27 protein-coding genes are annotated in these 26001 nt (G+C 72.3%); 12 read left to right on the top strand and 15 right to left on the bottom strand.

Annotated elements, in window-relative coordinates:
* Positions 1–265: 265 nt before the first annotated feature.
* Positions 266–676, bottom strand: coding sequence for a YybH family protein (locus I8N68_RS15610; protein ID WP_200210714.1), 411 nt, complete (start codon positions 674–676; stop codon positions 266–268).
* 662 nt (positions 677–1338) lie between these two features.
* Positions 1339–1875, bottom strand: a complete 537-nt coding sequence (locus tag I8N68_RS15615; protein ID WP_200210715.1) for a hypothetical protein — start codon at positions 1873–1875, stop codon at positions 1339–1341.
* 254 nt (positions 1876–2129) lie between these two features.
* On the opposite strand from I8N68_RS15615, the gene I8N68_RS15620 reads away from it, so the two are divergent.
* The 3 genes from I8N68_RS15620 to I8N68_RS15630 all read left to right on the top strand — a co-directional run bounded on the left by I8N68_RS15620 (position 2130) and on the right by I8N68_RS15630 (position 3657).
* Complete coding sequence (locus I8N68_RS15620; protein ID WP_200210716.1) at positions 2130–2450, top strand: hypothetical protein; 321 nt, start codon at positions 2130–2132, stop codon at positions 2448–2450.
* Between the two features lie 299 nt (positions 2451–2749).
* Positions 2750–3178, top strand: a complete 429-nt coding sequence (locus tag I8N68_RS15625; RefSeq protein WP_200210717.1) for a PPOX class F420-dependent oxidoreductase — start codon at positions 2750–2752, stop codon at positions 3176–3178.
* Between the two features lie 134 nt (positions 3179–3312).
* Positions 3313–3657, top strand: a complete 345-nt coding sequence (locus I8N68_RS15630) for a VOC family protein (RefSeq protein ID WP_200210718.1) — start codon at positions 3313–3315, stop codon at positions 3655–3657.
* Between the two features lie 111 nt (positions 3658–3768).
* Here I8N68_RS15630 and I8N68_RS15635 read toward each other — a convergent pair whose 3' ends face one another.
* From I8N68_RS15635 to I8N68_RS15645, 3 genes are read right to left on the bottom strand one after another with little or no spacing between them, the layout of a single operon-like run.
* On the bottom strand, positions 3769–4503 hold the full coding sequence (locus tag I8N68_RS15635; protein ID WP_200210719.1) for an FAD:protein FMN transferase: 735 nt from the start codon (positions 4501–4503) through the stop codon (positions 3769–3771).
* Complete coding sequence (locus I8N68_RS15640; protein ID WP_200210720.1) at positions 4500–4964, bottom strand: FMN-binding protein; 465 nt, start codon at positions 4962–4964, stop codon at positions 4500–4502. Before I8N68_RS15640 ends, I8N68_RS15635 begins: the two co-directional genes overlap by 4 nt.
* Before the next feature lie 50 nt (positions 4965–5014).
* Complete coding sequence (locus tag I8N68_RS15645; RefSeq protein ID WP_307812843.1) at positions 5015–6406, bottom strand: ferredoxin reductase family protein; 1392 nt, start codon at positions 6404–6406, stop codon at positions 5015–5017.
* A gap of 599 nt (positions 6407–7005) precedes the next feature.
* Between I8N68_RS15645 and I8N68_RS15650 the strand changes: the two genes are divergently transcribed.
* Positions 7006–8184 (top strand): low temperature requirement protein A, encoded by a 1179-nt coding sequence (locus tag I8N68_RS15650; protein ID WP_200210721.1) that lies wholly within the window; start codon positions 7006–7008, stop codon positions 8182–8184.
* Between the two features lie 182 nt (positions 8185–8366).
* Here I8N68_RS15650 and I8N68_RS15655 read toward each other — a convergent pair whose 3' ends face one another.
* On the bottom strand, positions 8367–8744 hold the full coding sequence (locus tag I8N68_RS15655) for a nuclear transport factor 2 family protein (RefSeq protein ID WP_200210722.1): 378 nt from the start codon (positions 8742–8744) through the stop codon (positions 8367–8369).
* A 195-nt stretch (positions 8745–8939) separates the two neighbouring features.
* The gene (locus I8N68_RS15660) at positions 8940–9404 is read right to left on the bottom strand and encodes a carboxymuconolactone decarboxylase family protein (protein ID WP_504739818.1); all 465 of its coding nucleotides are present in this window, start codon (positions 9402–9404) and stop codon (positions 8940–8942) included.
* Positions 9405–9527: 123 nt separating this feature from the next.
* Between I8N68_RS15660 and I8N68_RS15665 the strand changes: the two genes are divergently transcribed.
* The gene (locus tag I8N68_RS15665; RefSeq protein ID WP_307812844.1) at positions 9528–10442 is read left to right on the top strand and encodes a sigma-70 family RNA polymerase sigma factor; all 915 of its coding nucleotides are present in this window, start codon (positions 9528–9530) and stop codon (positions 10440–10442) included.
* Between the two features lie 19 nt (positions 10443–10461).
* Entirely contained in the window at positions 10462–10863 is a 402-nt protein-coding gene (locus tag I8N68_RS15670; protein WP_200210723.1) for a helix-turn-helix domain-containing protein, read from the top strand.
* 5 nt (positions 10864–10868) lie between these two features.
* On the opposite strand, the gene I8N68_RS15675 is transcribed toward I8N68_RS15670, so the two are convergent.
* On the bottom strand, positions 10869–12752 hold the full coding sequence (locus I8N68_RS15675) for a hypothetical protein (RefSeq protein WP_200210724.1): 1884 nt from the start codon (positions 12750–12752) through the stop codon (positions 10869–10871).
* Positions 12753–12929: 177 nt separating this feature from the next.
* Between I8N68_RS15675 and I8N68_RS15680 the strand changes: the two genes are divergently transcribed.
* The 3 genes from I8N68_RS15680 (at position 12930) to I8N68_RS15690 (ending at position 14700) form a co-directional block, all read left to right on the top strand.
* The gene (locus I8N68_RS15680; RefSeq protein ID WP_200210725.1) at positions 12930–13349 is read left to right on the top strand and encodes a VOC family protein; all 420 of its coding nucleotides are present in this window, start codon (positions 12930–12932) and stop codon (positions 13347–13349) included.
* Positions 13350–13362: 13 nt separating this feature from the next.
* The gene (locus I8N68_RS15685; RefSeq protein ID WP_200210726.1) at positions 13363–14022 is read left to right on the top strand and encodes a DUF998 domain-containing protein; all 660 of its coding nucleotides are present in this window, start codon (positions 13363–13365) and stop codon (positions 14020–14022) included.
* A gap of 63 nt (positions 14023–14085) precedes the next feature.
* A complete protein-coding gene (locus I8N68_RS15690) occupies positions 14086–14700 on the top strand; it encodes a histidine phosphatase family protein (protein WP_200210727.1) in 615 nt (204 codons plus the stop codon).
* A gap of 66 nt (positions 14701–14766) precedes the next feature.
* Here I8N68_RS15690 and I8N68_RS15695 read toward each other — a convergent pair whose 3' ends face one another.
* Positions 14767–15357 (bottom strand): protealysin inhibitor emfourin, encoded by a 591-nt coding sequence (locus tag I8N68_RS15695; RefSeq protein ID WP_200210728.1) that lies wholly within the window; start codon positions 15355–15357, stop codon positions 14767–14769.
* Positions 15358–15516: 159 nt separating this feature from the next.
* On the opposite strand from I8N68_RS15695, the gene I8N68_RS15700 reads away from it, so the two are divergent.
* Positions 15517–16284 (top strand): enoyl-CoA hydratase/isomerase family protein, encoded by a 768-nt coding sequence (locus I8N68_RS15700; protein ID WP_200210729.1) that lies wholly within the window; start codon positions 15517–15519, stop codon positions 16282–16284.
* A 165-nt stretch (positions 16285–16449) separates the two neighbouring features.
* Here the strand turns inward: I8N68_RS15700 and I8N68_RS15705 are convergent, their stop codons facing one another.
* The 3 genes from I8N68_RS15705 to I8N68_RS15715 all read right to left on the bottom strand — a co-directional run bounded on the left by I8N68_RS15705 (position 16450) and on the right by I8N68_RS15715 (position 19303).
* Positions 16450–16893: an HNH endonuclease gene (locus I8N68_RS15705; protein WP_200210730.1), complete on the bottom strand. Its 444-nt coding sequence runs from the start codon at positions 16891–16893 to the stop codon at positions 16450–16452.
* A 350-nt stretch (positions 16894–17243) separates the two neighbouring features.
* On the bottom strand, positions 17244–18773 hold the full coding sequence (locus I8N68_RS15710; protein WP_200210731.1) for an FAD-dependent oxidoreductase: 1530 nt from the start codon (positions 18771–18773) through the stop codon (positions 17244–17246).
* A gap of 38 nt (positions 18774–18811) precedes the next feature.
* Positions 18812–19303, bottom strand: a complete 492-nt coding sequence (locus tag I8N68_RS15715) for an MSMEG_6728 family protein (RefSeq protein ID WP_200210732.1) — start codon at positions 19301–19303, stop codon at positions 18812–18814.
* Between the two features lie 86 nt (positions 19304–19389).
* Between I8N68_RS15715 and I8N68_RS15720 the strand changes: the two genes are divergently transcribed.
* Positions 19390–21186 (top strand): potassium channel protein, encoded by a 1797-nt coding sequence (locus I8N68_RS15720; RefSeq protein WP_372433739.1) that lies wholly within the window; start codon positions 19390–19392, stop codon positions 21184–21186.
* 22 nt (positions 21187–21208) lie between these two features.
* Here I8N68_RS15720 and I8N68_RS15725 read toward each other — a convergent pair whose 3' ends face one another.
* Both I8N68_RS15725 and I8N68_RS15730 read right to left on the bottom strand, forming a co-directional pair.
* The gene (locus I8N68_RS15725) at positions 21209–22453 is read right to left on the bottom strand and encodes an APC family permease (protein ID WP_200210733.1); all 1245 of its coding nucleotides are present in this window, start codon (positions 22451–22453) and stop codon (positions 21209–21211) included.
* A gap of 9 nt (positions 22454–22462) precedes the next feature.
* A complete protein-coding gene (locus tag I8N68_RS15730) occupies positions 22463–23215 on the bottom strand; it encodes a phosphatase PAP2 family protein (protein ID WP_200210734.1) in 753 nt (250 codons plus the stop codon).
* 110 nt (positions 23216–23325) lie between these two features.
* Between I8N68_RS15730 and I8N68_RS15735 the strand changes: the two genes are divergently transcribed.
* Positions 23326–24537 (top strand): DUF4032 domain-containing protein, encoded by a 1212-nt coding sequence (locus I8N68_RS15735; RefSeq protein ID WP_307812845.1) that lies wholly within the window; start codon positions 23326–23328, stop codon positions 24535–24537.
* A 330-nt stretch (positions 24538–24867) separates the two neighbouring features.
* Here I8N68_RS15735 and nagA read toward each other — a convergent pair whose 3' ends face one another.
* Entirely contained in the window at positions 24868–25977 is a 1110-nt protein-coding gene (nagA, locus tag I8N68_RS15740; protein WP_200210736.1) for an N-acetylglucosamine-6-phosphate deacetylase, read from the bottom strand.
* Between the last annotated feature and the right edge of the window lie 24 nt (positions 25978–26001).

Below are 26001 nucleotides of genomic sequence, written 5' to 3' on the forward strand. Positions count from 1 at the left end.
ATACACCTCAATCGGCCTTGAGTTTAGGTCAGTGCGCCAGCACCATATGGGATTCGGTCGTCCCCGGAGGATTCGGGCGTTCAGGTCCAAAATCTCGACCACATCAAGCGCACTGGTATTACCCAACCGACGGCCCGTTCACGTGAGGCTTGAACGTGGAAACCTAACCTTCCCGTGATACGAGCAAGTTTCACCACGTGCCGGTGACCGTCGACGCCACACTGAAGAGTGGGTCCATCAGCGGGAGCTGCCGTGGCGCACACTGTCAGGCGGGCTGTCGCAGCCGCACCGCCGTCCCAAGAGCATTGTCGATCAGGTACCGCCAGCGTCCATCCGCGCCGCGGCGCACGACATCACTTGCCGAGCCTTCGACGTGTACGTGCTCGCCGTCGGGACCTGTGCCATCAATCGACCAGTCTAGCACGATCTGGGCGATATCGCCGGCAACGAACACATGGCGCGCCTTGGCCTTCAGCGGCAGACCGAGTCTGAGATCGCGCTCAAGTTCGGCAGCGATCTCAGTGGGATCAGTGAGGGGTCGCCCGTCTTTCGCGACGAGCACGACCCCCGGCTCGAACTGGGCCATCATTGCGCTGACCTTGCCGGAGTTAAATCGCTCAACCAGCGACGCGACGACGCCTTCGGGTTCAGTGGCGAGTGGATAGGGCTCCGACATTTTACCCTCCTGTTCGTGTTGGTTGAACCGCGATGCGGCGATTACGACTCAGCGCTCCGTCGGTCTACCCAGGCGGCACTGACCTAAACTCAAGGCCTTTTGCTGATAATGGTTCCGTTTTCGGCGGGGGCGGGGGCGGGGGTGGGACTCGGGATGCGAGGAAGCTCCTGATAGGACATGGATTGACTAGATCAACATGTTCCAGGATACCGAAGACCGTCAGGGGGCCGGGCCCGTATTGAGCGCTGGCTACTCAGTCAGCCGACAGTTGGACTCCTGCCGGATCGTCTCCGTGAGGCCCCGCCAGGTGCCGGCAGAGGTCTTCATAATCCGATCAACCATCGAGCGGGCGGATGCTTCGTCCGGGAAGTCGTGCGAGACCTCCTGCCCACCGTCACCACCGAGGCGGCCACGGACCCGCCAGAGCCGGCCGTCAGAGACCAACCAGATGTCGCGCCGGGCCATACGACCCCAAGACCCGTCCCACCAGCGACCACGCACCTCCACCAGCGGTCAGGCAGCTCGATCTCGTGCGCTCGAAAAAGGCGGGTCAGGTTGCCGTACCGGGGTGCCCGGGCTCAAGGGGTAGATCACGAAGTGCCGTGCCTGTCCGGGTCATCCAGGTGACGGGAGAGTGGGACCGGCGGCCCCCGAGAATTGCGTTAGATAGACGCGCGCACGCTGCGCGTCCGCGCCGTAGCGCACGGCAGTCCACCCATGACGAGCCCCAGGATAAGGTTGAGTAGCGCGACTATCGACAGCAGCGTGTCGGGTACTCGCGCCATCACAGCTCTCAGGGAAACCAGCGCCAGTAGGACGCCCGGGAGCACGATGGACAGCAGTCCCTCCACCCGGGCGCGCGCCGCGGCCAAAACGACGTCGCGTTCGCCCGGCCATGGTGCCCGGAGCCCACAGATCAAGTTGTCCGATCGGCGCAGGTCGACGTCTTCCACATCGCGCAGCGGAGGTCGTGTCCACGCCGGAGGCACGCCCAACGCGGCGATGTACTGGGCCCTGCCCACCATTGCCCGGAACATGGCGAGCGCCAGACCGAGCTCCGCGAGTATGTACACCAGCGGTCCGAGGTTCGTCGGGCCGTTCGGATCGCCGCCACGGCGCCGATTACGCTCGCCAACGATCCCACCGATGAGTAAGTAGACGAAATAGGCAACGGGGATGAGCCAGATGGTGGTCTTCATGCTGACCTCCATTCGCTGGTTCCTGGGACGTACCCAGACGCCCAACTGCTCACCCCGCCTCCTGCTCACATAGACGGGCTTGTCCACTTTTTAGCAAGAGATCCTGCGCTGCCTCAAGCGCTACATCGTCCGCGACGTCTACACCGCCCTGGCCGCCGACTTCGCTGCCCTGACCACTTGACCTCCACAAAAGCATCGGGAAGCTTGGTCTCCGTGGTCATCCACTTTCGAGCGGGCAAGGTTAAGGTGCCGCCGTGAAGTCACTCGGATCGCGGGTCCTGCTCGCCCATGCCACGATAGTGCTCGTCCTTGTGGCCGTTTTTCTTGCTTTGTATGTCAGCGCCGACGGCCCGACCGCAGGTGTCGGCCTCATGCTGCCTGGCCTTCCGCTGCTCGCGCTTGGGCTGCCCTGGTCGGCTGCCTTCTTTAACGCAGACGGCGATCTCGCCAAAAGCATGTGGCTGGTACTGGTGCTTGGGCCCGCGACGGTCAACGTAGTCATCCACGGCCTGGTCCGCTTGATCTGGGTCGCCGCGCGACACGTGGGCGACGGAACCTTTGGGCGTCGCAGTTGAGTGACTCGCCGAGTGACGAAGGGCGCGACGAACGGGCAGCGGCGAACTTTGGCGGACCGCCTGGGCGGCTCAGGTCCGCTACTCGCCCAGCTCATCGAGTAGCGATCGTTCCTTCGGGACGAAGGGTTCAGCCCCAGTGGGACGGCCGGCGGAGGTTGACGAGCGCTGGCACGGACGCGACTCGGAGCGTACGAACGATCCTGGACGTGTACGGACGCCATGCACAGAGCTTGTAGGCGAGGCGTCAGGCAGGGGCAGTCCGCGATGGTTGCAGCGCCGGACGGCACCATAATGGCCGCATGGCAAAGTCGATGATCGATGGGCAGTGGCAGCAGTTCGTCTCTTACGGCACCCGCACCGGCAAGCTCGCGACGACACGGGCCGACGGCTCGCCGCACGTCGTCCCGGTGTGGTTCGTACTCGACGGCGACGACGTGCTGTTCAACACCGGCAAGACCTCGGTGAAGGGCTGCAACCTCGCCCGCGACGGCAGGGCCGTGCTGTGCGTCGACGACGAGAAACCGCCGTACGCGTTCGTGACGCTGCGTGGGCGCGCGACGATCACCGAGGACCTGCCCGAGATGCGGCGGTGGGCGATCCGGATCGCCGAGCGCTACATGGGGCGGGACCTGGCCGAGGCATACGGGGCGCGCAACGCCGTGCCGGGCGAACTGCTGGTGCGCCTGACCGTGGAGAAGGTCGTCGGGCACACCGGCATCTCCGACTGAGCGACCGCCCGCGCGGAAGCAGCGAGGAAGCATCGAACGTGCCGCCTGTGGCTGACACGTCACCACAGCAGGCGGCGTGGCACAGCACGCGAGATTGGCGTTGCCACGTCGGACCTCAGCATTATGGTCGGTGAATGATCAGTGGTGCTCATGTGATCATCTACAGCCGTGACCCAGAGGCGGACCGCGCCTTCTTCCGGGACGCGCTCGGCTACCACCACGTCGACGCCGGCCATGGCTGGCTCATCTTTAAGCTCCCGCCGGCCGAGCTCGCCATGCACCCGAGCGAGGGCGAGCCGGCCCACGAACTCTTCCTGATGTGCGACGACGTCGCGGCGACCATGGCCGACCTGGCCGCGAAGGGCGTCGAGTTCACGATCCCGGTCACCGAGGAGCGGTGGGGGCTGCGCACCGCCCTGCGGCTGCCCGGTGGCGGCGAACTCGGTCTCTACGAACCGCGCCACCCGGTCGCAATCTGACGCGCCGGCTCGGCGGCTCGCCCGAGGCCGACCGAAGGGCAGCCCAGGCAGCAAGAAGGCAAGCGTCGACCGGACAGTCCGAAGAGGTGCAGGTCGAGCTCGCCCGCTGCGTTACGCGGGTAGTGACCAGCCGGGCGTGGCCAGTAGGGCACCGTCGTCGCCGACGAGCAGGGCCTCGTACCCGGGTAGCGTGGCGAGCCAGGTCACTGCCTGGGGTCCCTGCGCCGCCGCTGCGGTGGCGTACACGTCCGCCCAGGTCAGAGACGGCCCGATGATGGTGACCGAGCGCAGGCCCCGGGCGGGGGCGCCGGTGTGCGGATCTACGATGTGCGCTCCGCGGTGTGCAGTGCCCGAGGTCGCGACGGCCCCGTCGACCACCTCGATGGTGGTGAGGAGCTGATCGGGCTGTGCCGGATCCTCCACGCCCACGCGCCAGGATCCGCGTACCGTCATGTCCCCACCGGCATTCAGGTAGAACGCGTACCCCTCCAGGTGCTCCGCGGCGCGTTCGACGGCCCAGCCCTTGACGAGGCCGGACGGGTCGAAGCGGGTGCCACCGCCGGGTTCGGGGAGGTAGGCGTTGAAGTAGCCGCCGGTACGCTGCCGCGCCTGCTCGCACAGGTCGAGTACCGCGTCGACCAACGGGTCATCTACCGGCTCTCCCCGGTTCAGGGCGTTCAGCCGGCTGTCCGGGCGGTACGGGCTGAAGACGGCGTCCATCGCGCGCAGTTCGGCGAAGGCCCCGGCGACGGCGTTCGCCGCCGCCGGCGAGTCGGCACCGGGACCACGCACATGCACGCTGACGGGCAGACCCATGATCTGCTCGACGAACGCCTGCCTGGTCACGGCTTGGCCTTGAAGTGAGCGCCGTCCAGCGCGGCCTGGAGCGACTCCGTGTAGCCCTCGCTGGTCGCCGTCGCCCCGGACACCGCGTCGATCTGCGCGCTCTGCGCGGCGAGCGCCTCCGTGCGCAGCTGCGGCACCGCGTGCTTGTTGATCTCGCGGGAGCGGCTGTTCGTGCTCGGCACCGTCATCGGCGTGATCTCGGTGATCCGGCCGCCGCTGATCTGGGCCTGCACCTGGACGTTCCCCCGCTTCGTCTGCACGACTGGGCCGTCGGCGACGGTGCTGGAACCGGACCGTGCGATGGTGCCCCGTGACCTACCGGGGTCCGCCGACGCACCGGGGCCGCTTACCACGGCCGGCGTGGCCGAAGGCGAGCTGTCGGCTCCGGTCGACGTCCGGTAGCTGAAGAGAAGTACCACCACCGCGATCGTGGCCAGGAACCACATGGTGATCCTGCGCATGTCGTCCTCCTCGGGTGGGATTGTGAGCGCCATGAGGATGGGTGGCCGAGTTACCAGGTGAAGCGCTCAAGATGAATGCGCTCCGCCGGCACGCCTGCGTGCCGAGCGGCCCAAACCACCGATTGCATCCATTCATCCGGTCCGCAGACGAACACGTCGTGCTGCGCGATGTCCGGGACAAGCTCACGCAAGGCTTTCGCGTCGTCGCCGAACCCGGCCGGCAACCATGAGTCCTCCCGCCCGCGCGGCCCCAACAGGTACTCCACGCGCAGGCCACGGACGGCCGCGAGGCGCTCCAGTTCCTGGCGAAACACCAGGTCTTCTGCCGAGCGCGCCCGGTACAGCAGCGTGGCTTCGCCCGGCGCGTACGGTAACTCTTCCAACAACGCCCGCAGCGGGGTGATTCCAATCCCGGACGCGATCATGGTTACCCGTGGAGCCGTGCGTTGGGCGGCGGTCAGCCGGCCATACGGCCCCTCAATCAGCACACGGGTTCCCGGGCGTAACTCTGACACCGGCTCGCTGCCCTCGCCGCGGGATCGCACCGTGATCCGCAGCATGTCCTCACGCGGCACCGCGGACAGTGAGTACGGATGGCCGCGACTCCAACCCGGGCCGCTGAGGAAACGCCACTGGAAGAACTGCCCGGAGTGTGCCGGCAACCGGTCCAGGTGGCGTCCGCGCATGTAGATCGAGTGAACGCCGGGAGCCTCCGGGACGATTGCGGCGATCGTGATTCGGTGCCGCATTGTCCGCCAGGCCGGCAGCCCGAGCCGGAAGGCGACCACCGCGCCGGCGCACGCGGCGTACGCGGTCCACCAGTACAGCGTCGCGGCTCGGGAGCCGGTGAAGTCGGCGCCGGTCCAGAGCTGATGCGGCAGCGCCAGGCCCACGCCGAGGTAGGCGTACAGGTGCAGCAGGTGCCACGCCTCGTAGCGCAGCCGCCGCCGCGCGGCCCGCAGGGAGGTGAGCACGACCATCGTCAGGGCGGACGCCCCGGCGACCGCCAATAGGATTCCGGGGTACGTGGTGACCAGGCTCCACGCCTCAGCTGTCACGGAAACCCCACCAGTCGCGGCGTACCCGACCGTGATCAGCGCGATGTGCACGAGCATCAGATCGAAGGACACGAACCCGACGACGCGGTGCCACCGGGCGAGCCTGTCCTGTCCGTAGGTGCGCTCGATCCACGGCACGCGCGCCATCAGCAGCACCTGGATGAGCAGCAGGTCGGCCGCGACAAGCCCGGTCAACCGGCCGAGCGACGTCACGCCCGCCGCCCAGCCACGAAGATCCTGCACACCGCCGCCCCGCACCCAGAGCGCGACCACGATCAGCAGGCTGACCGCGCCGGCCGAGGTGATCGCATCGGCCCACCACGACCACGCGGCGGTTCGTACGGGTCTGGCCGCCGTGCCGGCCGCCTGCGCCTCTCCAGCCACAAGACCCCCTCCCGCACCCGCCCCGCCTGTTCGCCCATCAACCGTCGGATTTCCCCATCGCCATCTCCCGGCATCGGCCGGCGGGCCGGGTGGCGTGATCGGAGAATCGGTCAGACAAATCGCACCGGACAAAGATGATTGAGCGCGCTCGCGGGACGGGCCCTTGCCGGGGAGCCCGGGCCGACCTGCTCCGCGTGCCGTGGGCCGACGCGAACCGCGTACCGGTGCCCGGGGAGCCGGCGACGCGCACGACGGCTTCGTCCTGACTCGCCGGTGAACAGACGCGGCGTAGCCCGTACGCGGCAACCGGCACCTCGACGCGGGCCCCGGATGTCACTCGTACGACTGCCCTCCTCGACCTGATCCGCTCACCACGGAGAACCGCTTCTTCCCGCATTCGCGCCGTTCATGTCAACGCACCAGATGACCATGCCGGCAGCCGCACGGCGCGAATCCCCCAATGCTCGGGGGAGCGTCGCCCGGGCCGGCGATCGACCCGGGCAAGGGGTGGACGCCTGGCAGACATGTGTCGGAGGCCACGAGCGGCGTGGTACGACTGGGTCAATACCGGGGCGAAGCCGACGGAAGACGAGCGGCAGATGACGAGCGGTGGCTGGCGCGGTCTGCTGCAGAGCCGTGAGGGGGAGCTGCTCCTCGATCTGGTTTATGTCCTGGTGCTCACCCGGTTCTCGGAGCGCCTTGTTGAGGACTTCACCACGGATCGGCGGGTCGTCCTGCCTGAAGTCGGTCAGACGGCGCTGCTGCTGCTGGCTCTGTGGTTGGTCTGGGTCCACGCGGCATTGGTGACCAGTAAGTACCAGACAGAAGATCCGGTGATCCAGCTGTTGATCGTCATCACCATGTTCGGCAGCCTGATCGTGGCGGTCACGCTGCCCCATGCGTTCGGCCAGCGAGCGGTGGTCTTCGCGGTCGCGTACGTCGCCGTCCAGGTCGGCAAGCCCGCCATCCTCCTGCTCGCCCGGCGGGACCGGGAGCGGCACCGCCCCCTGCGACACTTTTGCTGGGGCGCGGTATCCGCCGTGCCGTGGATCGTCGGAGCGGCGCTATTCCCGCAGAGTCCCGAGCGCGGGGTGCTGTGGACACTGGCGATCACACTGGATTGCGCGGGATTCATACTCGGCTGGCCCATACCGGGGCTCGGTCGGACCCGAGCGGAGGACTGGAGACTCGCGGGCGCACACCTCGCCGAGCGCTACCAGCAGTTCATCATCATCACGATCGGCGAAACGATCCTGCTCACCGGCATGACGTTCGCCGACGAGTTCACACCCGACCGGGTGCTGCCGACCGTGATGTCCTTCGCCACCGCGGTGATGATGTGGCGAATCTATTTCCACCGCGCCGGGACGGTGTTCCCCGCCGCCGTCGAGGCCGCCCCCCGTCCGGGCAGCCTCGGTAAGTCCGGGTTCTACACCCATCTGGTCATGGTGACCGGCATTCTCGCCACCGGCGTCGGCTACGCACTCGTGATCAACGAACCGCGCGGACACCAGGATCCGCTCTGGCTCGCGGTCATCTTCGGTGGGCCCGCGCTGTTCCTGGCCGGGCGGTCCCGCCTCGAGTACGAAGTGTTTGCCCGGGTGTCCCCGTCCCGGGTGCTCGGACTGCTCGCGCTTGCCGCCTTGACGCCGGTGATGGTCCGCCGGGCGCCGGTGATCGTCACCAGCGCCGCCGCCGTCGTCCTGATCGGGGTTGCGGCGTGGGACGGCATACGCGAGTGGAGATACCCGGACCAGGCACCCTCGCCACCGCGCTGAACTGCCCAGTTCCGCCGCCGCACCGGGATGGATGTTGCCGGATCGCGACCCAACGCAGCCGACCGAAGTCGCCGGGGTCGTGGCGGTTCGGGCTTGCCCGTGCGGTGGAGGGCGAAAGTCGTCTACGCGTCGGCAAGCACCGATCACCTCGCCCCGCCCACGACCGGCGCCGCTGACGACGACTACGGCACCGGGCCCTTGGGGCTGAACGCCCACTCTTCGAAGGCCCGGCACCGGCCGTCCGCGGCGAACTCGAGGATCCACAGGTCCCGGAACTGCTGGGGATCCGGGTCGCCGTAGCGCACCTCCAGCCGGACCACCGCCCGCGGGTCGTCAACGGCGACGACCTCGAACCACAGCTCGAATTCCTCGTCGGGACCGGCGCGTTCGGCGTCCCACAGGACGCGCAGGGCCTCGAGGCCGCGATGCGGATCCTGGAACGGCGCCATCTGATACGTGACGTCGCCGGTGAACAGCTCGTCGAGCTGGTCGGTGCCGGCGGTCCGCCAGGCGCGTTCGTAGCGCCGGACCCAGGCACGCACGCCGGACTCCTCGATCATGGCGCGTTCCTCTCGTGGGCGGGGTCGGCTTCGGCAGCGGCCGCCGTTCGGGAGGGCGCGATCAACGGATCCCGACGCTGTCGGAGGCCAGCCACTTCACATCCTGCCCGGCGGACGGGGCTGATGGTGGCGGTCGACCGCACCGGAGGCGGCGACCGGCAGGAACGGCCGCCGCCCCCCGTCCCTCGTGGTCGGTCAGCCCCAGTACTGGGGAGCCTGCTGCCGGGTCGTCGCGTTGATCCGGTTGAAGAAGTTGGTGGTGGCCAGCCACACCACCAGCGCGGCGAGGCCCTTCTCGTCGAAGTGCCGGGCGGCCTCGTCCCAGATCGCGTCGGGCACCGGGTCGCTCCGGTCGGCGAGCCGGGTCGCCGCCTCGGTCAGGTCGAGCGCGGCCCGCTCCGCCTCGGTGAAGTACGGGGTCTCCCGCCAGGCGGCCAGCGCGAAGAGCCGCTCCTCCGTCTCGCCGGCCTTCCGGGCGCTCCGGGCGCCCGAGTCGACGCAGGCGCTGCAGCCGTTGATCTGGCTGGCCCGCAGGTGGACCAGCTCCAGGGTGCTGGTCGGGACGCCGGCGGAGTGCGCCGCCTTGTAGAGCAGGTTGACCGCCTGCACCGTGTCGGGAAGCAGCTTGGCCGGGTTCTCGATCCGAGCCTGCATGGTCATTTTCATCCGTCCTGTCCTGTTAGGCTGGCCAGCGTTCCGTGCGCCGCAGCAGCTTGTCCGTCACCGTCATGTCGACGGTCGGACCGGCGGCGTGACAGATGTGACGGCGGTCACCCGAGAGCGGTGACGGTGATCGAAATGGCGGGGGCCGTGCACGACACCGACCTGTTGGTGCAGCGCTTCGAGGAGCAGCGTCCCCGGCTGCGGTCGGTGGCCCAGCGGATGCTCGGCGCGCCGGCGGAGGCCGAGGACGCCGTCCAGGACACCTGGCTGCGGCTCAGCCGCGCCGATGTCGACGCCATCGACAACCTGCCGGGCTGGCTGACCACCACGGTGGGCCGGGTCTGTCTGGACCGCCTGCGCTCCGGCCCGGTACGGCACGAACGGCCGGTCGACGGGCCGGAGGAGGAGCGGACGCCGGCAGACCCCGGGGGGCGGGACCCGGAGCAGGAGGCGGTGCTCTCCGAGTCGGTGGGGCAGGCCCTGGAGGTGGTGCTCGGCACCCTCGGCCCGACCGAGCGGCTGGCGTTCGTCCTGCACGACATGTTCGCGGTCTCCTTCGAGGAGATCGCGACCGTGGTCGACCGCAGTCCCGCGGCCGTACGGCAGATCGCCAGCCGCGCCCGGCGGCGGGTGCAGGGCCGGTCGGCGGCGCCGGAGGTCGACCCCGCCCGGCAGCGCCGGGTCGTCGCGGCGTTCCTCGCCGCCTCCCGGGAGGGCCGGTTCGAGGAGTTGCTCACCCTGCTCGACCCGCACGTGGTGCTGCGCGCCGACCCGGCCGCCGTACGGATGGGCGGGGCCGCCGAGACCCGGGGCGCGTCGGCCGTGGCCGCGTTCTTCTCCGGCCGCGCACAGGCCGCGGTGCCGGCGCTCGTCGACGCGCTGCCCGGCGCCCTGGTGATCGCCGATGGCCGGAACCGCCTCGTGATCAGCTTCACCGTCACCGACCGGATCATCGGCATCGAGGTGGTGGCCGACCCGGAGCAGCTGGGCGAGCTCGACCTCGTGGTGGACCGGTCGGAAGGGCCGGTTCGCTAACCTGACCCGGGAGGGGCCGATGAGCCGCGCGGTGGAGGAGTCCAACCGGGCGATGCTGCGCGCCCGGGACGCCATGGACCGGTCGTACGCCGAACCGCTCGACGTGCCGGCGCTGGCCCGGATCGCGCACGTCTCCGCGGCGCACTTCATCCGGACCTTCCGCGCCACCTTCGGCGAGACCCCGCACCGCTACCTGCAACGCCGCCGGGTCGAGCGGGCGATGTACCTGCTGGTGCAGACCGGCCAGCCGGTGACCGAAATTTGCTACGCGGTCGGGTTCGGCAGTCTCGGCACGTTCAGCCGCACGTTCCGCGACATCGTCGGTGAGTCTCCGTCGGACTACCGGCGGCGTAAGGCCTCCGCCGCGGCCGTGCCGAGCTGCTTCACCAAATCCTGGATGCGCCCGAGCGCCGCCCGCTGAGCCGGTCAGCGGCGGCGCACCCGTGCGCGCACCGTCACCCAGAGCCGGTCACCGAGGCTGGTCCGGCGGATCCACCGCAGCCGGGAGAAGCTGTCGTTCGTGGGCCGGCGCGGCTGCGGCGGCGCGGTGATCCGCGCGTACGTCGCGCCGGTGGAGCGGCGGGTGGTGGCGGGTTCGAGCCGCTCGGAGGCGACCGCCAGCCAGGTGAACTGCTGGAGGATCCGCGCATCGGGGCGGCCGCCCCGCACCGCCGTCCGCAACGTCTGCTCCACCACCGGGCGGCGCATCAGCCCGGTGAGCGGCCCGTGCGCGGTGTCGAGCAGGTCGGCGATCACCTCGGCGCCGTCCCCCTCCCACACCCGGGTGGCGGTGGACCGCCCGGTGGCCGCGCTGACGAAGGGTATCCCCGCCCACTCCGGTACGAGCCGGGCGATCAGCTCGGTGTGCAGCAGCCGGCCACGCTTCTGGGCCGGGGTCAGCCCGAAGGTGGCGGCGACGAAGCCCGGCGTCAGGAACGGGGTGACCATCCCCGTCGTGTAGGCGGAGGTGTACCAGCGGCGCACCCGCTCCACGAGGTACAGATAGTCGATCAGGTGCAGGTCGCGCAGGCCGACGCCCCGGGCGTGGGCGAAGAGGGCGGCGATCCGGTCCCGTTCGGCGGTCACCACCTCCGCCGCGACCGCCGCTGTCGGCACCGCCGACAGCAGCTTGGCCATGCCGACCTGCTCCGGTGGCAGGTCGCTCTGCGCGTCGGCTGCCGGGTACCAGAACCCGACGGCGAGCTCCCCGGCCGCGCCGGTGAAACTCGCCGCCCGGACCTGCTCGGGAAGCGTCGGCCGGACGGCCGGGCGCGGCAGGTAGGTGGACGGGAACTGGTGGTCGTGCAGTCGTTGCAGCCGCCGGGCGCGTTCCCGCAGGCCGATGGTGAGCACGTTGGCCGGCGCGCTGCCGAGCACGAGCCGGTGCTCCGGGTCCAGGCCACGCCGGTCCCGCAGGATCTGCACGAGCTGCCGGGCCACCTCACCCTCCGCCCGCAGGTCGTCGTTGGTGACCAGCCGGGGCGTCCGGCCGGCGGCGACCAGCGACGCGGCGATGAGCCGCGAGTCCTTGCCACCGGACAGGCCGAGGGTGACCTCGTCGCCGTAGAGCCGGTGCACGCTCGATGCGGTCATGGTGAGGGCGGCGGCCGCCCGGTCCAACTGCTCGTCGAGCGGTCGGCCCTGCCCGGCGAACCCGCTCATCACCACGTCGTCAACGGCGTACCGGAGCTCGCCGGTCACGGTCCAGCCGCCGCCCGCGCGACGGCGGCCGGTCACCCGCTCGCCGGGGCGGAGCAGCCGGGTGCCGACGAGCGGCGCGCGGTCCCCGCCGAAGTGCCCGCAGAGCGTGTACGACGCCCAGCCGTCGAGGTCCGGGCGCGCCGAGCCGTGCAGGAACGCGGCCAGCGGGCCGAGCCGGGTGCAGAACGCACGGATCCCGTCCGCTTCGCCGGCGAATACCCGGCACATGCCGAGCCAGTCCTGCTGGAGGCTGAACCGCGCGGGGTCGAGGGCCAGCAGACCGAACGGTGGCACCACCTCCCGGTGCACGTCCTCGCCGGCGAGGAGGCGCCCGGCCAGCGCGGCCGGCCCGCCGGTCACGTCGAGCCCCACCGGCAGCCCGAGCGAGACCGCGGTGACCGGGCCCTCGGCGGCGACGGTCGGCCACCGGTACGCGCCCGGATCGACGGGGTGCCGCACAGTCAGGCCCCAGTCCTCGGCGCCGAACTCATGCCGGCGGTATGCCGGCGGCACCACGTCCGCCAGGGCCCGCTGGGCCCGGGCACGACGGAGCCGCCGCGCGCTCTCCGGCAGTGGAGACTCGGCGAACCAGGCCAACATGACGTGCATGGGCGCTTACCCCGAACTCGCGAAACGGATGACTCCGTATCGCGCAAGTTAACAGTCGGTGACGGACGCCGTTGTCCCATGGGACAAACGACCAACATCGGGCAGGGCTGCTGTCCGCCGCCAGCCCAGCAGTTTTGGATAAGCACCAGCTCACGGGCCCGGTCTAGCGTGATCGGCATGACGATGAATTCGATTTCCCGCTCTCAGCTCTACGTCCTCGACCAGGACGAGGCCCTCGACTTCTACGTCGGCAAGCTCGGCCTCGAGGTGAACACCGACCAGGACCTCGGCTTCATGCGTTGGCTGACCGTCAACGTCCCCGGCGACCCGGAGCACGAGATCCTGCTGGAGAAGCCGGGCCCGCCGGCCCTCGACCCGGCCACCGCCGAGCAGGTCCGCGAGCTGCTGACCAAGGGCGCGATGGGCGGCTGGCTCTGCCTCACCACCGACGACGCCCGCAAGACGTACGAGGACCTGGTGGCCAAGGGCGTGGACATCACCGACGAGCCGACCGAGCGCCCGTACGGCATCGACTTCGGCATCCGGGACCCGTTCGGCAACCGGATCCGCGTCGGCCAGATGTACCCGCGGGTCTGAGGGGAGCGGACCGATGACCCAGGCGCTTCCGCTCCAGGCACGTCCGAGCACCGTCGGTCGGGACCGGGTGCTGCTGGCCGGCGGCCTCCTCGCCGGCCCGCTCTTCGTCGGCTCCGCGCTGGTGCAGGGCCTCACCCGGGACGGCTTCGACTTCCGCCGGCACCCGGTGAGCGTGCTCAGCAACGGCGCTCTCGGATGGGTGCAGATCGCCACCTTCCTCACCAGCGGGCTGCTCGTGCTCGGTGCCGCCGCCGCGCTCGGCCGCCGGGACACCGGTACCCGGTGGCTGCCGCGGTTGCTCGCCCTCTACGGGGCGGGGCTGCTGCTCGCCGGGGTCTTCCGGGCCGACCCCGCCGACGGCTTCCCCGCCGGCACGCCGCGCGGCGCCGGTGAGGTCAGCTGGCACGGCGGGCTGCACTTCCTCGCGGCGGCGATCGGCTTCGTCGCGCTGATCATCGCCGCGGTGGGCGCCGCCCGCCGGGGCGCCCGCCGGGGCGAGCGGAGCTGGGCCGCGTACAGCCTGGCCAGCGGGGCGTACTTCGCGGTGGCCTGGGTGGCGCTGATCGTCCGGCCGGCGCCGGTAACCATGGTGGGCTTCGGTCTCGCCGTGGCGGTCGGCTGGGCCTGGGTCACCGTGACGCTGTGGCGGGCGGACCGTGGCCGGGCCGTCTGAGGTCGGCACGATCGCGGGGGCGCGGGTTAGGCTCGCGCCCCCGCGATCAGGTGTGAGGTGGGAATGGCGAGTCGGCTGCTCTACCTGGCCCGGCACGGCGAGCAGCACCGGGCGGAGGACGAGGCGCCGGAGGCCGGGCTCTCCGACCGGGGCCGCCGGCAGGCCACCCTGCTGGGGGAGCGGTTGCGGGGGCTGCCGCTCGACGCCGTCCACCACGGACCGCTGCGCCGGGCCGCGGAGACCGCCGAGCTGGTCGCCGCCGCGCTGCCGGGTGTGCCGGTGCGGGCCGCGGAGATGGTCGGGGACCACCTGCCGTACGACACCGACCGGGCCGGCCTGCCACCGGCGTACGCGAACTTCCTGGCCGGATTCGACGCACGCGAGCGGGCCGACGGGCCGCGCCGGACGGCGGAGGCCGTAGCCCGGTTCGCCACGCCCCCGGCCGACGGGGACGTGCGCGAGCTGGTGATCACGCACAGCTTCCTGATCGCCTGGTTCGTCCGGCACGCGCTGGACGCCCCGGAACGGCGGTGGCTGGGGCTGAACCACCACAACTGCGGCCTGACCGTCATCCGCTACGGCTCGGGCGGGCCGCCGAACCTGATCGCGGTCAACGACGTGGCGCACCTGCCGCCGGAGCTGCGCGGCACCGGCCTACCGCCGGACTACCGCTTCTAGCTGCGGGGCTCGGCGGCCGGCGGCTGGTGAGCCGGTGCCTGCCCGGACCCGACGGCCGGGCGGCGGTCAGCCGGTGACGCCGATCAGCAGTCGTACGAGGGCCTCGGTGGCCGGCGGGCGTGCGGGGCCTGCGTCACAGTCGACGTAACCGGTGGTCCGGTCGCCGACCGTGAGCCGGTAGGCGAAGGCGTCGGCACAGTCGCCCGGGTCGGCGGTGGCCGTCGTCTCGGTGCCCAGCCGCGGGTCGGCCAGGAGCTGTTGAAGCCGGTCCTGGTCGGTCGTGCTGAGCCGGCCCGTCCGGGTGCCGCCGGCCCGGTCGGCCCTGGTCCAGCGGCCGTCGGGCTCGACGGTCACCGTGTCCCGCATGCCGGCGATGCCCCCGGCGCGGACGAGCACGACCCGGGCGGCGGTGGCCGGGGTGCCCGGGGTGGGGGTCTCCGGGGGCGCCGTGGTGGGGGAGGCGGCGGCGGTCGGCGTGGTGGTGGCGGGCGCCGGGGTCGCGGTGGGCGGCGTGCCGGTGGCGGTGGGTTCGGCGCCGGTCGGGCCGGTCGACGTGCAACCGCTCAGCGTGGCGAGCAGGGCGGCGATGGTGGCCGCGGCGGCGGGACTCCAGCTCATGTCGGTCGGACGCGCGCCGGTGCCGCCCGGTTCCCCCACCTGGGTCGCCTCATCCGTTCGGCCCAAGTGTCCGGCAGGAAAGCGCTCGCCCTCTTCCCCTTCCTACGCCCTTCGCGGGCCCGGCGGCCACCCCAGGCGGGTGGTCGTCGGGCCCGCGCCGTTATGGTCGGCCGGACCGTCGGCCCTGGAGGGGGAGAGATGTCGGACGCGGAGCTGACCGTCGAGGTGACCGGCCCGGTGGCGACGGTGGTGATCCGGAACCCGGGGCGCCGCAACGCGATGAGCGCCGCCATGTGGCGGCAGCTCCCGGTGCTGCTCGACGGGCTGGAGGCGGACCCGGCGGTGCACGCGCTGGTGCTGACCGGCGCGGACGGCACCTTCTGTGCCGGGGCGGACCTCGGTGACCTGGACGAGCTGCTGGACGCCGGTGACGCCAGCATCGCGGTCGCCGCCGAGGAGCGGCTGGCCAGGTTCGCCAAGCCCACGGTGGCCGGGATCCAGGGGGCCTGCGTCGGCGGGGGCTGCCAGCTCGCCGTCGCCTGCGACCTGCGGATCGCCGCCGCGGACGCCCGGTTCGGCGTACCCCCGGCGCGGCTCGGGCTGGTCTATCCCGCGCCGACCACCCGGCGGCTGGCCCGGCTGGTCGGCCCGTCGGCCGCCAAGCACCTGCTGTTCACCGGCGAACTGGTCGACGCCGAGCGGGCGCTGCGGATCGGGCTGGTCGACGAGGTGCTGGCCGCCGACGCGGTCGTCGGTCGGGTGGCGGCCCTGACCGCCACCATCGCGCAGCGGTCCCGACTGACCGTCGCGGCGGCCAAGGAGATCGTCGACGACCGGGCCGACGAGGAGCGGATCGCCTGGTGGCACGGGCAGGTCCGGGCGAGTGGCGAGGCCCGCGAGGGGGTGGCGGCCGCCAACGAGCGCCGGCCGCCGCGCTTCGGCTGGGTGCCGCCCGGCCATCCCTGACCGTTCGATCAGGGCTGGCCGTGGCGCACGTTCTCCGGGGCCGGCTCAGGCACGACGCTCGGGCACGGGACGCGCCGGCGCGGAGGCCAGGGCCAGGAGGGCCGGCGGGCGCCGCGCCGGGGGCGTACCCCCGGCGCGGCCCCCTGTGCCCGCCGGCCGGTCTCCTCACCGCCCGGCGAGCGCCGCCCAGCCCGGCGTCCCCGGCTCCCGCCGCAGCGGCATGCCCGCCTCGGCCGGCGTCCGGTCGCCCTTGCGCTGGTTGCACTCGTAGCAGGCGGCGGTGGTGTTCTTCCAGGTGTTCCGGCCGCCCCGGGAGCGGGGCAGGATGTGGTCGATGGTGCTGGCCGCGGCGTCGCAGTACGCGCAGCGGCGGCCGTCGCGGCGCAGCACGCCGGCCCGGGACCAGGCCGGCCCGGCGCTGAACCGCCAGCGGGTGACGACGTACCGGACGAGGCGGACCACCCGGGGAACCGGGAAGACCCCGATCAGCTGGTCCGGCTCGGCCTCGTGGATCTCGGCGACCCGCCGGCAGAGCATCCGGATGGCGTGTTGGACGGTGACCCGGTGCAGCGGGCCGAGGTCGGCGTTGATGACGAGGACGGCGTCCACCGGGCTCTCCCTTCGACTGACGGTGGTGTGGATCCGGCCCGGACAGCGAAAAGCCGCCCGGTCCGGGATGCGGACGGGCGGCTGGGCGCGTGGGGACGCGTCAGTCGGGTCGTCCGGCGACTGGACCTTCGGTTCGGCAACCGTCGCCGAGCAGCCTCGACGGCACGGTGGTGACGTGCGGCTGCGACATCGACGGCTCCCGGAACGGTGGTTGACCTTGCGCGGTCACGGTAGTTCCGCGCGGGAAAGGCGGGCAACGTATTTCGATCCGCCGTCGGCCGGGTGGCGTTGCCGGCCGGCCCGGTGGTTGGTGGCCATCGCCCGGCGCAGCACGGCCACGTTCAGCGGTGTCATCGCCGGCCGGCGAGCAGACCGCGCGGCCGGACCGACCGGAGCGGCTCGGTCGCCCCGCCCGCCCCGCGCAGGATGTGGTTCGCGGCGATGATGCCGGTCGCGGCGGACCGTTCCATCAGCGCGCTCGGGAACTCGGTGCGGATGCCGTCGCCGGCCAGGTAGAGGCCGTCGGCGTCGGTACGCACCCCGGGCCGCCACGCGTGACTGCCCGGGGTGAACGCGGGTGCCCGCGCCTCCACCCGGGCGCGCAGCTCCCGGACCGTCAGCTCCGCCACCTCCGGCCAGAGCCCGGTCAGCTCGACCCGCATCCGCTCGGCCAGCTCCTCGGCCGGCACGTCCGGCTCGCAGGCGTACGCGTGCAGCTCCACCACCGAACCGCCGGTCCCCTCCGCCCAGCGGCGCGGCCGGTTCTCCAGCCGGTGGTAGAGGGTGACCGAGTCCAGTGTGGGCTGGCGGGACACCCCGCTGAACACCGCCCGGTCGGCGCGGACGTCCCCATCCAGCCAGTAGCGCGCCACCGCGTACGGCGGACCGGCCTTGCCGAACGCGGGCATCCGCGCCACCAGCCGGGGCGCCGCCGCGGCCAGGACGGGGGAGGCCGCGACCAGCGCGGCGAGCGCCGGCGGGTCGACGGCGAGCACGACGTGGCCGGCGGCGTGCGACGAGCCGTCCGTGACGGTCACCCGCCAGCCGCCCGGCTCCCGGTCCAGCCGGGTGACGGCGGCACCGGTCCGCACCCGCCCGCCGTGCTGCTCCACGTGCCGGGTCAGCGGCTCCCAGATCGCCGTGGCGTAGTCCTCGTCCGGGCAGTCGAAGGCCAGCCCCTCCGGGTTGCCCAACAGGTAGAAGTGGAACTGGGCGATCAGCTCGGCGGCCGACATCTCCGCCTCGTGATTGAAGAACGAGTGCGAGAAGACCTCGAAGAGCATCGCCCGGGCCCGGTCCGGCAGCCGCAGCGAGGTGAGTAGCTCGTCGGCCGTCATGTCGTCGAACTCGGCGTAGGTGCGCACCGGGTCGTAGCTGAGCAGCGGCAGCGCCGCGTCCCGGTCCATCCCGCGCAGGTCGGCCAAGCGCACGCTCGGGCTGCGCAGCAGCAGGGCGAGCAGGTTCGCCGGCGGCGCGGGCGGCAGCTTGCCGAACTCCTCGGTGGGCCACTGCCCGGACAGGATCGGGTAGCCGGGGATCGGCTTCAGCAAGCCCAGGTCGGGGTCGACCCGGCGGAGGATCGACCGCCAGTTGTAGTACTGCCGGAAGAACGCGTGGAAGCCGTGCTCGTTGCGCTGCGTCCCGTCCGCCAGGGCCTCCGGCCAGGCACCGAGCCGCCCGCCCAGGGTCGGCGCCGCCTCCAGCACGGTGACGTCCACCCCGCGCTCGGCCAGCACCACCGCCGCCGACATGCCGGCGATCCCGCCGCCGACCACGACCGCCGCGAGCGGGCGCGGCACGCGGGCGGCGCCATCGTCGCCGGGGTCCACCACGTGTTCGCGTACGCCGATGAACCGACCGACCACTTGGGACAGCGCCATGGGCGACCTCTTCGACGACAGGCCTACAGTCTGCCCGATCATGCCGCCGGCGGCAGCAGGCAGCGCCGCTCCCGGTCCGAGGCCGGCCAGACGTACTCCAGATCGACCGGGGTGTCACCGAACCGGGGGCCGTAGTGCGCGGGGTCCTTGCGCAGCAGCGAGGAGCGGTGGCTCAGGTGCAGGTCGTCGCGGCCCAGCCAGGGCGGCAGCTCACCGGCCGCGGCCAGCTCGGCCTGGGTCCGGATGATGTCGATGCCGCAGGCGGTGGCGAGGTCGGTGGTCATGGTGCCCGCGCACGTGTCCGCCCGGCCCGGCTCGCACCAGACCGCGCACATGTCCAACCCGTACCGGGTGAGCGCCTCCTCGTACCCGGCCCACATCTTCACCGCCGGGTGGTTGCGCCAGCCGTAGTCCGGGCGGGTCAGCCCGCGCAGCACCTGGATCGTCTCCACCCGCTGCTTGCCCAGCCGCTTCTGGTCCAGCGCCCGGGCGCTCGCCAGGAAATCCGGGTACGGGAGGAATGTCTGCATGCCGGCTGCTCTACCCGTCCCGGCGTACGCCATGCTTCATGATCGCGGGGCTGCGCCGGCCGCGAGCGGCTGACTACGATCCGGGCATGGCCGAGCCCCTGCGCGACCGTGCCCGCCGCGCGACCGGCTGGCGGTTGCGCATGAACGGCGACCTCCGCCCCCACTACGTGGTCTGCGGTCGCGACCCGCTCGCCTACTGGGTGGTCAAGGCGCTGCTCGGCCCCGAGCCGGCCGCCGCCCGGGTCCGGGTCACCCTGGTCGTGCCCGAGCGCCGCCGCTCCGACGGCCCCGACGGCCGCGACATCGAGGGCATCCAGGTGGTCCGGGCCGACCGGCTCGACGAGGCGGCCTTCCGCCGGGCCGGGCTGGCCGGTGCCGACGGGCTGGCCCTGCTGCACCAGGACGACGTGGGCAACATGCACGCCGCGCTCTGCGCCCAGGAGATCGAGCCACGGCTGCGTCTGGTGGTACGAATGTTCAACACCAGCCTCGCCAACGGCGTACGGCAGATCTTCCCCGACTCGGCGGTGCTCTCCGACGCCTCCATGGCGGCGCCGGCCTTCGTGGCCGCCGCGCTCGGTGAACTCGCCCCCACCCATTTCCGGCACGCGGGACGCACCCTCTACGTGGCCCGACGCACCGACGTACGCCCCGGGGACGTGGTCAGCGGACTGGCCGTCACCACCGACCCGGACCTGGTCCGGGTCCTGCCCGCCGACGAGTCGGCGGCCGACGTGGTGCTGGCCGAGGCGACCGGCCAGCCGCCCGGCACTGAGCTCGCCGCCCGCCGGCTGGTCCGGGCCCGGCGCCGGCGGGAGCCGGTCGCGATGCTGCTCCGCGCGGCCCGCAGCTTCGCCACCCGCAAGATCGGCATCGCGGTGATGCTGCTGCTCGCGGTGATCGCCCTGCTCGGCTGGCTCAACGGCCGCGCGGTGGACGTGAGCTGGACCGAGGCGCTCTACCTGACCCTGGTCACCACCCTGAGCGGGCAGGACCCGGACGTCACCAAGCCGGCCGCCGCCCAGGTCATGCAGGTGGTGCTCAACCTCGCCGGGCTGGCGCTGATCCCGTTGATCACCGCGGTGGTGGTGGACGGCATCGTCAACGCCCGGCTGGCCCTGCACGCGGGCCGGATCCAACCGGACCGCTCCGGGCACGTGGTGGTGGTCGGGCTCGGCAACATCGGCACCCGGGTGATGGCTCAGCTGCAGGACTTCGGGGTCGAGGTGGTGGCCATCGACAAGGTCGCGGACGCGCGCGGCGCGGCGCTGGCGCACCGGCTCGGCGTACCAGTGATCGTCGGCGACGCCGGGCTGGAGGAGACGCTGCGGGGCGCTTCGGTCGACACCTGCCAGGCCCTCGTCGTGGTCTCCACGGACGACGGAACCAACCTGCGCGCCGCACTGAACGGCCGGGCGCTCAACGCCGAGCTGCGCGTCGTGCTCCGGCTCTTCGACGGCGACTTCGCCGAACGGATCCAGAAAGCGTTCGGCATCGGCATCTCGGCCAGCGTGTCGTACCTGGCCGCACCCTCGTTCGCGGCGGCGCTGCTGGACCGGGCGGTGATCGCCACCATCCCGGTCGGCCGGCACGCGCTGTTGGTCACCGAGGTGCCGGTGGTCGCCGGCTCCCCGATCGACGGCCGGCCGCTCGCCGCGGTGGCCCGCCCCGGCGAGGTGCGCCTGCTCGCGCACACCAGGGCCGGCCAGAAGACCGACTGGACCGCCGATCCCCGGATGGTGATCTCGGCGGGGGACCGGTTGACCGTGGTGGCCCGGCGGGCCGGGCTGAGCGCCCTGCTCCGCGAGACCACCCCGCCGCCGGCCGCGCCCCCGGCCGCACCGGGCGGCGTTCCCGTGCCGCGGTCCGCCGAGGAGGACTGACGACTCCGGGCCGATCGCGCCGTCAGCGTCGGCTGGCGACCGTGTGCCGGATGGCGTACCCGGCGGCGCCGAGGGCGAGGACGCCGAAGCCGGTGAGCACGCTGGCCCACGGCAGGTTGACCGCGAGCACGACGCAGCCGACCAGGCCGGCCGCCGCGAGCAGCTGCACCGGGAGCTTCCGGGCCGGCTCCCGGCCGAGGGTGAGCGCCGAGGCGTTGGCGATCGCGTAGTAGACCAGCACGGTGCAGCTGGAGAAGCCGATCGCTCCCCGCACGTCGGCGAGCGCGACCACCACGATCACCACGGCGGCGACGGCCAGCTCGGCGCGGTGCGGGACCTGGTACCGGGGATGCACGGCGGCCAGCGCGCCGGGCAGATCCCGCCGCCGGGCCATCGCCAGCGTGGTGCGTCCGACCCCGGCGAGCAGGGAGAGCAGCACCCCGGTCACCGCAACGGTGGCCCCGGCCCGGACCACCCAGGCCAGGCCGGGCAGGCCGGCGGCGGTCACCACGTCGGCCAGCGGCGCGGCCGAGGCGGCGAGCCGCTCCTCGCCGAGCACGCCGAGCGCCACCACGGCCAGCGCCAGGTAGATCGCCAGCACCACGCCGAGGGCGAGCGGCACCGCGCGGGGGATGGTCCGCTCCGGGTCGCGGACCTCCTCGCCGAGGGTGGCGATCCGGGCGTACCCGGCGAAGGCGAAGAAGAGCAGGCCGGCGGCGGTGAGCACGGCCCGGGCCCCGGTGCCGGCGAGGTCGTCCAGCCGGTCCACGGCGACGTGCGGCGCACCGGTCACCGCCACCAGGGCGAGCACCACCAGCACGAGGCCGACCAGCGCCCGGGTCGCCGCGGCGGTCTTGCCGATGCCGCGCAGGTTCACCGCGGTCACCGCCACCACCGCGGCGACCGCGACCAGCCGCGCGTGCCCCGGCCAGAGATACGCCCCGATGGTCAGCGCCATCGCCGCGCAGCTCGCCGTCTTGCCGACCACGAATCCCCAGCCGGCGAGGAACCCGGCGAACGGGTGCAGCCGCTCGCGGCCGTAGACGTAGGTGCCGCCGGACTCCGGGTAGCGGGCGGCCAGCCGGGCCGAGCTGGTTGCGTTGCACCAGGCGATGAAGCCGGCCAGGGCGAGCGCGAGCAGCAGCCCGGCGCCGCCGGCCGCCGCCGCGGCCGGGGCGAAGACCACGAAGACGCCCGCGCCGAGCATCGACCCCAGACCGACGACCACCGCATCGGGTACGCCCAACCGCCGCCTCAGCTGATCCATCAGCGAAGGCTAGGGCGTCGAGGTGAACGGCCGGTCCCAGGCTCGCAACCGGCCGGGGAGCGGCAGGTCGTCCCAGGGCACCCGGTGCAGCAGCCGGTCCAGCAGCAGGCCCAGCAGCAGCCCGGCCACCGAGTCGGTCAGCCAGTGCCAGCCCAGGTAGGTGGTGGTGCAGAACACGATCACCGGCGGCAGCACGCGGACCGCCATGATCAGGTTGTCCGGTACCGGGCGGTGCAGGGTGCGCAGCAGCGCGGGAAGCAGCAGCGCAAGGATGCCGTACCAGACGATCGAGTTGGCCACGTGCCCGGACGGGTAGGACACCCCGTAGGGGCCGTCGGTGTGGAAGATCTGGACGGTGTCCGGTTCCGGCAGGTAGGGCGGCTTGACGCTGGCGGTGGGTGCGGCCCGATCGGACCAGAGCTTCAGCGGCCCGATGGTCAGGACCGTCAGCACGAACGCGGCCACCGGCGGTAGCACCGGCCGGATCGACCGGGACCGGACGGCCACCAGCACGCCGAGCCCCGCCGCGAGCAGGGTCAGCGGCGTCCCCTGGCCGAGATAGTTGAGCACCCGCGCCAACCAGTACGCCGCCGCCGGCCGGTGCGCGTCCGCCCAGTCGGCGACCGCGCGGTCGAGGCCGAGGAACTGGCCGCTGGCGAGCGCGACGGTCAGCCCGACCAGGGCGGCGAGCAGCAGCGCGTCCCACCACCAGCCGGCCGGCCGGTGCGGCACCCGCTGGCGTACTCCCGTGGCCTCCCGCACGCGACCACGCTACCGGCCGCGGACAGCGCCGGACCGACGCGGGCGGCGGTGCCTGTGTGCCAAGCCACGAAGGGAAGCGCTCGGGTGGGAGAGCCGGCACACTTGTGCCCGTGCGGATCACCTCGGCCCTCGTCGACCCGGCGCTGCTCGACCTTCCCTGGTCGACCCCGCTGGAGGAGTGGCCCGCCCAGCACCTGGTCGCCCTGCCGCAGGGCATCTCCCGGCACATCGTCCGGTTCGTCCGGCTCGGTGACTACGTGTACGCGTTCAAGGAGACCCGCGAGCGGATCGCCGAACGGGAGTACGACCTGCTCCGTGCCCTGGAGCGAATCGACTTCCCGTCGGTCGAGGCGGTGGCGATCGTCGCCGACCGGCAGACCGAGGACGGGGAACCTCTGGAGTCGGTCCTGATCACCCGGCATCTGCAGTTCTCGCTGCCCTACCGGGCGCTCTTCTCGCACACACTGCGACCGGAGACGATGAGCCGGCTGCTCGACGCGCTCGCCGCGCTGATCGTGCGGATGCACCTGACCGGCTTCTTCTGGGGCGACTGCTCGCTGTCGAACACGCTGTTCCGCCGGGACGCCGGGGCGTTCGCCGCCTACCTGGTCGACGCCGAGACCGGGGCGCTGCACAGCTCGCTCTCCAACGGCCAGCGCGGCGAGGACCTGGAGATCGCCCGGGTGAACATCTTCGGCGAGGCGCTGGACCTCCAGGCCGCCGGGCTGCTGCACGAGTCCATCGACCCGGAGGTGGTCTGCGAGGAGGTCGTGCAGCGCTACGAGCGGCTCTGGCACGAGATCACCTACGAGCAGCAGGTCGAGCGGGAGGCCCGGCACGACATCGAGGGGCGGATCCGCCGCCTCAACGAGCTGGGCTTCGACGTCGCCGAGGTGGCCCTGTCGACGGCCGACAACGGCCGCTACCTGGTCCGGCCCAAGGTGGTGGACGCCGGCTACCACACCCGGCGGCTGCTCCGCCTGACCGGCCTGGACGCCGAGGAGAACCAGGCCCGCCGGCTCCTCAACGACCTGGACGCGTACCGGGTGGAGAGCGACCTGACCGACGAGCAGCAGGCGGCGCACCGCTGGCTGACCGAGGTCTTCGAGCCGGTGGTCCGCGCGGTGCCCGCGCACCTGCGCCACAAGCTTGAGCCGCAGGAGATCTTCGCCCAGATCATCGAGCACAAGTGGCTGCTCTCCGAGCGCGCCGGCCGGGACGTCGGGATGGGGCCGGCCGTGCAGTCGTACCTGGCCGACGTGCTGGTGCACCGCCCCGACGAGCAGGCCGTGCTCGGCGTCGAGGTCCCCGCCGTCGGCTGACCCGGGTCCCCGGGCCCCTGCCGTATGTGGTGGGCCGCGCGGTCCGACCGCCGACGGCACCTCTGCCCAGCCGCGGTTCGGCGCCCTTGCGGTTCGGCGCCCTTGCGGTGTGGCGCTTCGCGATGCGGTCCTGGGCCGCTCGGCCCGGTGCCCGGTGCCCGGCCCCGGCGTGCCGCGGAAGACGTGGTTGTGGCTTCCTTTGGAGCTGATGTCGTAAACGAATCAACATGACACCGATTCGTTCGTGATATCAGCTCCAAAGCGTGTTCCGAGGTATAGCAGCCCGCAGCCCGCAGCCCGCAGCCCGCAGCCCGCAGCCCGCAGCCCGGCTCACTCCACCCAGGAGCCGGCGCGCATCACCCGGACCACGTTCAGGTCGTCGTCGAGGACCACCAGGTCGGCGCGGAGGCCGGCCTGGAGGGCGCCGACCTGGGCGCCGAGGCCGATGGCCCGAGCCGGGGTGGTGGCCACCATCCGGCAGGCGTCCGGCAGGGCGATACCGGCCGCGACGGCGTGCCGCAGGGCGGCGTCCATGGTCAGCGTGCTGCCGGCGATCGCGCCGCCCTCGGTCAGCCGGGCCACCCCGTCGGCCACGGTGACGGCCTGGCCGCCCAGCTCGTACGCGCCGTCGGGCATGCCCGCGGCGGCCATCGCGTCGGTGACCAGGGCGGCCCGCTCCGGGCCGGCGGCCGAGGTGGCGAAGCCGAGCATGCCGTCGTGCAGGTGGACGCCGTCGGCGACCAGCTCGCAGACCACGTTCGGGGCCTCCAGCAGGGCCACCACCGGGCCGGGCTCCCGGTGGTGCATGGGACGCATCCCGTTGAACAGGTGGGTGCCAACGCTCGCCCCGGCCGCCACGGCGGCCCGGGTCTGCTCCCAGGTAGCGTCCGTGTGGCCGATGGCGGCGACCACGTGGTGCGACACCAGCAGCTTGATCGCGTCCAGCGCGCCGTCCCGCTCCGGGGCCAGGGTGACCATCCGGACCGCGCCCGCACCCGCCTCGATCAGCTGGGCCAGCTCTTCGGTGGACGGGTCGCGCAGGAACTCCGGGTTCTGCGCGCCGCAGCGGTCCGCCGACAGGTACGGGCCCTCGAAGTGGATGCCGGCCAGCACGCCCGAGGAGACCAGCGGGCGGTACGCCGTCGTGGCGTCCCGCATCAGCGCGAAGGGGGAGCTGACCAGGCTGGCCAGCACGGTGGTGGTGCCGTGTCGCAGGTGGAACGCGGCGGCCTCGCGGGCCGAGTCGACGTCGCCGGTGGTGAAGGTGTGCCCGCCGCCGCCGTGGGTGTGCATGTCCACGAAGCCCGGCACGATCCAGTGCCCGTCGCGTACCGACGGGTACTCGGCAACCGCGCGGATCCGGTCGCCGGCGATCTCCACGCAGCCCTGCCGGATCACGCCCGTCGGGGTCACCACCTTGCCGTTCACCCGCAGGGTCATCAGCTCTCCTCCACAGTCCGGGAT

Source organism: Micromonospora coerulea, from assembly GCF_016598485.1.
In the GTDB taxonomy this organism is placed as follows: Bacteria; Actinomycetota; Actinomycetes; order Mycobacteriales; family Micromonosporaceae; genus Micromonospora; species Micromonospora coerulea.